This window comes from Acidobacteriota bacterium (genome assembly GCA_009861545.1).
Classification (GTDB): domain Bacteria; phylum Acidobacteriota; class Vicinamibacteria; order Vicinamibacterales; family UBA8438; genus WTFV01.
Window position 1 is genome coordinate 1 of the sequence record VXME01000079.1, and the last position, 6,000, is coordinate 6,000.

The following is a 6,000-nucleotide window of genomic DNA, read 5'->3' on the forward strand; positions in this document are numbered from 1 at the left end:
GGCCCGGGGGCCGCTGCTGGGGGGCACGCTGACGCAGCTCGCTGCTTCGCTCGGAACGCCGTTCGCTTTCGACGCGCCGCCGGGATTCGTGCTCTTGCTGGACGACGTCGACGAGAGGCCGTACCGGATCGACAGAATGCTGGTGCAGCTCCGGCAGGGCGGCGTTCTCGCGCGCGCCGGCGCGGTCGTCTGCGCGGAGTTCCCCGGATGCGATGAGCCGTCGTCGGGTCCGACGATTCGGTCGGTGCTTGCCGAACTGCTCGACGACGTTCCGGGTCCGGTACTGTTCGGCCTTCCGACGGGGCACGCCGCCGGACCACTTCTCACCGTACCGCTCGGCGTCGACGTGACCGTGGAAGCCACGACCGGCGGCCGTTTGATCATCGAGGAGGCGGCGGTCGGGTGACCAGCGTCTACTTCATCGGCATCTGCGGGACCGCGATGGCGACCCTGGCCGCCATGCTGAAACGACAGGGGATGCAGGTGCGGGGATCGGACGCCGACGCCTATCCGCCCATGGATCGCTTCCTCGCCGCGGAAGGCATCACGCCGTGGCTGGGCTACGACGCAGACCATCTGACCGACGACATCGACGTGGTGGTGATCGGCAATGCGGTGTCGCGCGGCAATCCGGAAGTCGAGGCCGTCCTCGCGCGGCGGATGCGCTACGTGTCGTTGCCGGAGATGGTGCGCGAGCGGTTCCTCTGGAAGTCTCGGCCGATCGTCGTGGCGGGCACCCACGGAAAGACCACGACGACTTCGATGACGGCGTGGGCCCTGGTTGCGTCCGGCGCCGATCCCGGCTTCTTGGTCGGGGGGATTCCGCGCAACTTCGGAGCGAGCTACCGGCTGGGAGCGGGCGACCTGTTCGTGATCGAGGGGGACGAGTACGACAGCGCGTTCTTCGACAAGACGGCGAAGTTTCTCAAGTACCTGCCGTTCGTGGCCGTCGTCGGCAACCTCGAGTTCGACCATGCCGACATCTACCCGGATCTGGCGGCGCTGCGTCTCGCGTTCCGCCGTTTCCTCGCGCTCGTGCCGTCGAACGGCCGCGTGCTGCTCGGCTGCGACGACGCGGGGGCGCGGGAGCTGCAGGATGCCGCGCACTGCCCCGTCGAGACGTTCGGGTTGGATGCCGGCGCCGACTGGCGGGCCGTTGACGTCGAGCATGGCGCGGAGCGGACCCGGTTCGACGTGGTGTTTCGGGACGAGGTGGCGGCCCGTGTGGATCTGCCGCTTATCGGGGCTTTCAACGTGCGCAACGCGCTGGCGGCGGTGGCCGCCGGCGCGGCGGTGGGCGTGAGTCCGGACGCGTCGGCATCAGCCCTCCGGAGTTTCACCGGCGTGCGCCGGCGCCTGGAGCTGCGCGGCGTGGGGAAGGGTGTCGCCGTCTATGACGACTTCGCGCATCATCCGAGCGCGGTGCGGGAAACGGTGGCCGCCCTGCGGGCCGCGGTGGCCGGCGGACGGGTCTGGGCGGTATTCGAGCCGCGCTCGGCGACGTCGTGCCGGCGTATCTTTCAGGCCGCCTACGCGGAGGCGCTTGCAGGGGCCGACGAGGTGATCGTGGCGCCCGTCTTTCGGTCGGCGCTTCCCCCGGAGGAGCGGCTGTCGGAAGCGCGGCTCGTCGCGGATCTGGTGGCGGCCGGCACGCGGGCAAGGCATCTGCCGACGATTGACGCGATCGGTGACGCGATCGTCGGCGAGGCGCGGGCAGGGGATCGGGTCGTGCTGATGTCCAACGGCGACTTCGGGGGGTTGCGGGAGACGCTGTGTCGGCGGCTGGGGGAGCCGGCGGCGCCGGCGGACGCGTGATGGCCGGCGCCTCGCCGTGGGCGTGGGAGCTGTCGCGCGACGGGGACTCCGCCCTGTTGCTGGCGTTTCCGGCCCGCCTGGATCCGGGTGTCAATGCGCGCTGCGTCTCCGTTGCCGAGAGACTGCGCGGCCACCGAATCCGTGGCGTGCGGGACGTGGTCGAGGCTTTCGCGACGGTCACGGTGCACTTCGATCCCTTGCTGGGGGACGTCGACGAGATCTCCGCCGTGCTGCGCCGTCTTGCCGCGGAGACCGCCGCGCCGGCGGATCGCGGCGCCGGCCGAGCACGTCGCGAGGTCCGGCTGCCGGTGTGCTACGGCGGCGTCCGCGGACCCGACCTGGCCGACGTTGCCCGGTTTGGGCGCTGCAGCGAGGCGGAGGTCGTCGAACGCCATCGCAGCGTGCCCTATCGCGTCTACATGCTCGGGTTCCAACCGGGATTCGCGTACATGGGCGCCGTGGATCCACGGATCGCGGCGCCGCGGCGCACCGTGCCGCGGGTCCATGTGCCGGCCGGCTCCGTCGGTATCGCGGCGCGCCAGACGGGCGTGTATCCGGTGGTGTCCCCGGGCGGCTGGCAGTTGATCGGTCAGACCCCCGTTCGCCTCTTCGACATGGCGCGCCCGGATCCGTTTCTGCTCTCGGCCGGCGACGTCGTGCGCTTCGATCCGATAGACGAGGCGTCGTACGCCCGGGTGGAGACCGGACGTTCATGACCAGCGCGCAGCCGGGACTGGTGATCGAGGACGCCGGCCTCCTGACCACCGTGCAGGACACCGGACGCTGGGGATACCAGCACTACGGCGTTTCGGTGTCGGGCGCGATGGACATGGCGGCCCACCGCCGTGCGAACCGGCTGATCGGAAACCCGCCGGAAGCGGCAACGCTGGAGATCACGCTGGTCGGTCCGTCGCTCCGCTTCGAGACGGCGATGCGTGTCGCCGTCGCGGGGGCGGCGTTCGAGCTGACGCTCGATGCGAGCGAAGTGTCCACGGATACCGTTCTTCATGCCCACCCCGGCCAGAGGCTGGCGTTCGGACGGCGGACGGCCGGGGCGCGGGCGTATCTCGCGGCGGCGGGAGGGTTCACCGTAGTTCCCGTGCTCGGCAGCCGGTCCACGCACCTGCGCAGCGGCATGGGCGGCCTCGAGGGACGGGCGCTCAGGGCGGGGGACCGGTTGACCGTCGGTCCCGCGCTCGGCGTGCCGCGGAGGGAGCCGGGGGCGGCCAGATGGCGGCGACGCCTGCCGGCGGGGGGCGCGCGCGTACGCCTGCTGCCGGGTCCGCATGCCGGGCTGTTCGATCCGGCCGCCCTCCGGCGGCTGGAGACCGGGCGGTACACGATTCGTCCCGAATCGGATCGGATGGGGTATCGTCTGGACGGCCAGCCGATTCCGGGACCTGACGGACTGAGCCTGCTGTCGCAGGGGCTGCCCCTCGGCGCGGTGCAGGTCCTGCCGTCCGGGGGGGTGATAGTCGCCATGGCGGACCGCCAGACGGCCGGCGGCTATCCGCGGGTGGCGACGGTCGTCACGGCGGACATTCCGGTGCTGGGACAACTGGCCCCCGGAGACTGGATGGAGTTCGAGCGGTGCGATCTGCAGACGGCGCGCAGGGCGCTGTTGGATTCCGGACGCGGGCGTGAGAGCACCTGAATCCGCGCCACCGGCGGAACCGGATCGCGGCGGCGCTCCATCCGGGAACGGGGAACGGCGGCGATATGTCGACATGGAGCTCAGGGCGCTGCTCCGCGGATCGCTCGACCCGGGGCGGATTCTGTGCGACGAGCCGCTCGCGCCGCTGACGACCCTGCGCGTGGGGGGGCGGGCCGACTGGTTCCTCGACTCCCGCTCCGGGTCCGAAGTCGCGGCCGCGGTGGGTGCGGCCCGTGCGCTCGGTCTGCCGGTGACGCTGCTGGGGGGCGGCTCGAACGTACTGGTCGGCGACGCCGGGGTGCGCGGGCTCGTCGTTCGGTTCCGGCACGGGGAAATCGCCAGGACTGCGCCGGGCCTGGTGCGGGCCGCCGCGGGGGTCACCCTGAACGGGCTGGTTCGCTGGACGGTCAACCGCGGCTACGCCGGCCTGGAGGCCTGGGCGGGGACGCCGGGCACGGTCGGGGGCGCCGTTTGCGGGAACGCGCATTTCCGCGGCCGGCTGATCGGCGAGCGCGTGGCGGCGGCAGTGCTGCTGCGGCCCGATGGAGAGACGCACCGCGTCGCGCGCGACCGGATGGGGTTCGGCTACGACCGCAGCCGGGTGCAGGAGACGGGCGAGGTGGTGCTTTCCGCGGAGTTCGCGGTCGAGTCCGGTCCGGCCGCCGCGCTGCGCGCGGAAGCCCGGTCGTCGTTGCGGTTCCGGAAGCGTACGCAGCCGCTCGCCGCGCCGAGCGCGGGCTGCGTGTTTCGCAATCCGGATCCGGATCGTCAGCGCCTGCCGTCCGGCATGCCGTGCGCCGCTGGCGCGCTGATCGACGGGGCCGGCCTGAAGGGGTCGGCGGTCGGCGGGGCGCGCGTGTCGCCCGTGCATGCGAATTTCATCGTGGCGGATCCGGGCGCCCGGGCGCGCGACGTCCGGATCCTCATCGAACGGTGCCGGGATGCCGTCGCCGAGAAGTACGGCGTGACGCTGGCCCGGGAGGTGGTGTTTCTCGGGGAGTTCGACGCGGCACGCTGACGCCGCGTCGAGCGCCGGGGCAAGCGGCGGGAGGGAACGCAGGCAACGGCATGTCCACACTTATCGTCGAAGGCGGCCACCGACTCGGCGGGTCGGTGAGCGTCGAGGGCAACAAGAACGCCGCGTTGCCGCTGCTGGCGGCGTGCCTGCTGACGGACGAACCGTGCATGCTGTCGAACGTTCCGCGGATCGGAGACGTCCGCGTAATGGCCGAGCTGCTTGAAGGGCTCGGCGCCGAGGTCGAGGGCATCGGGACGACGACGATGCGGGTCCGTTGCGCCGAGATCCGCACGGACGAGCCCGACCCTCGGCTTGTCGGACGGTTGCGCGGTTCGGTGCTGCTGGTCGGTCCGCTGCTGGCGCGCCTGGGCCGCGCGACGCTGGCCCCGCCCGGAGGAGACTTCCCCGGCCGCCGCACGCTGGCCGCGCACCTGCAGGCGTTGCGCGCCATGGGTGTACGGGTCGAGGCGGGGGAGCGGCACGCCTTCGCCGCTCCGGACGGACTGACGCCGGCCTCCTTCTACCTGGAGGAAGCGTCGGTCACGGGCACCGAGACCGCCATCCTGGCTGCCGCGGCTGCGCCCGGCGGCAGCGAGATCCGGCACGCGGCCTGCGAGCCGCACGTCGTGGAGCTGTGCGCCTTCCTGCGGGGCATGGGCGTCGAGATCGAGGGGGCCGGAACCCCGACCATCAGGATCGCCGGCGGAGCGCGGCTGGGCGGGACGGCCCACCGCCTGCGGGGCGACTACGTCGAGGCCGGAAGCTGGGCGGTGGTGGCCGCCATCACCGGGGGAGAGCTGGAGGTGCGGGGCGTGGCAGGCTCCGATCTCGAGCCGCTCACGGCTGTGCTCGGCCGCATGCGGGTGGGCTGCGAGGTGGCGGGCGAACGATTCGTGGTACGACCGTCGCAACCCCGCGCGGTGCGCCAGATCACCACCGCTCCGTGGCCCGGATTCCCCAGCGACATGGTGAGTCTCGCCACCGTGCTGGCGACGCAGGCGGACGGCCGGACCCTTATTCACGACTGGATGTACGAGCTGCGGCTCTTTGCGCTGGAGCAGTTGAGCGGCATGGGCGCCAACCTCTTCCTCTGCGATCCCCACCGCATCATCGTCGAGGGCGGCCGCGCGCTGCACGGACGCACCCTGGACACGCGCGACCTGAGATCGGGGATGGCTCTCATCGCGGCTGGGCTGGCAGCGCAGGGGGAGAGTCGCATCAGCCCGCTCGAAACGGTCGAGCGTGGCTACGCGAGCGTCGTGGACCGGCTGCGGTCGCTCGGGGCTCGCGTGGCCGTCGAAACGTAAGGCTCCGCGCCCAGGCGCAGGAGTTTCGCGCCAGCGAGCTCCGCGTGATCGACTCCGGCAGCCAGACGTTGCTGTCGGCGACCCGTTTGACGTCGCACTTGCCCGGCGTGGCGATTCCGGACTGGCCGTTGCGCCGCGCGATCGACGCCGATGTGGTAGCGGCAAGATGAAAAGGGACCCCGCGGCAATCTGAAAAGGGACCCCCT

The 6,000-nt window shown here is 72.0% G+C and carries 6 protein-coding genes; all 6 read left to right on the forward strand.

From position 1 onward, the window contains the following. Positions 1-406 (forward strand): hypothetical protein (locus tag F4X11_13405; GenBank protein MYN66010.1); only part of this gene is annotated, 406 nt, incomplete at its 5' end. After that, positions 403-1,815, forward strand: a complete 1,413-nt coding sequence (gene mpl, locus F4X11_13410) for a UDP-N-acetylmuramate:L-alanyl-gamma-D-glutamyl-meso-diaminopimelate ligase (protein MYN66011.1) — start codon at positions 403-405, stop codon at positions 1,813-1,815. The genes F4X11_13405 and mpl, both read left to right, overlap by 4 nt. After that, complete coding sequence (gene pxpB, locus F4X11_13415) at positions 1,815-2,531, forward strand: 5-oxoprolinase subunit PxpB (protein MYN66012.1); 717 nt, start codon at positions 1,815-1,817, stop codon at positions 2,529-2,531. Before mpl ends, pxpB begins: the two co-directional genes overlap by 1 nt. After that, positions 2,528-3,469, forward strand: a complete 942-nt coding sequence (locus F4X11_13420; GenBank protein MYN66013.1) for a biotin-dependent carboxyltransferase family protein — start codon at positions 2,528-2,530, stop codon at positions 3,467-3,469. The genes pxpB and F4X11_13420 overlap by 4 nt, the downstream gene beginning before the upstream one ends. A 73-nt stretch (positions 3,470-3,542) precedes the next feature. Next, on the forward strand, positions 3,543-4,487 hold the full coding sequence (gene murB / locus F4X11_13425; protein MYN66014.1) for a UDP-N-acetylmuramate dehydrogenase: 945 nt from the start codon (positions 3,543-3,545) through the stop codon (positions 4,485-4,487). A 50-nt stretch (positions 4,488-4,537) separates the two neighbouring features. Beyond that, a complete protein-coding gene (gene murA, locus F4X11_13430) occupies positions 4,538-5,794 on the forward strand; it encodes a UDP-N-acetylglucosamine 1-carboxyvinyltransferase (GenBank protein MYN66015.1) in 1,257 nt (418 codons plus the stop codon). Positions 5,795-6,000 lie beyond the last annotated feature (206 nt).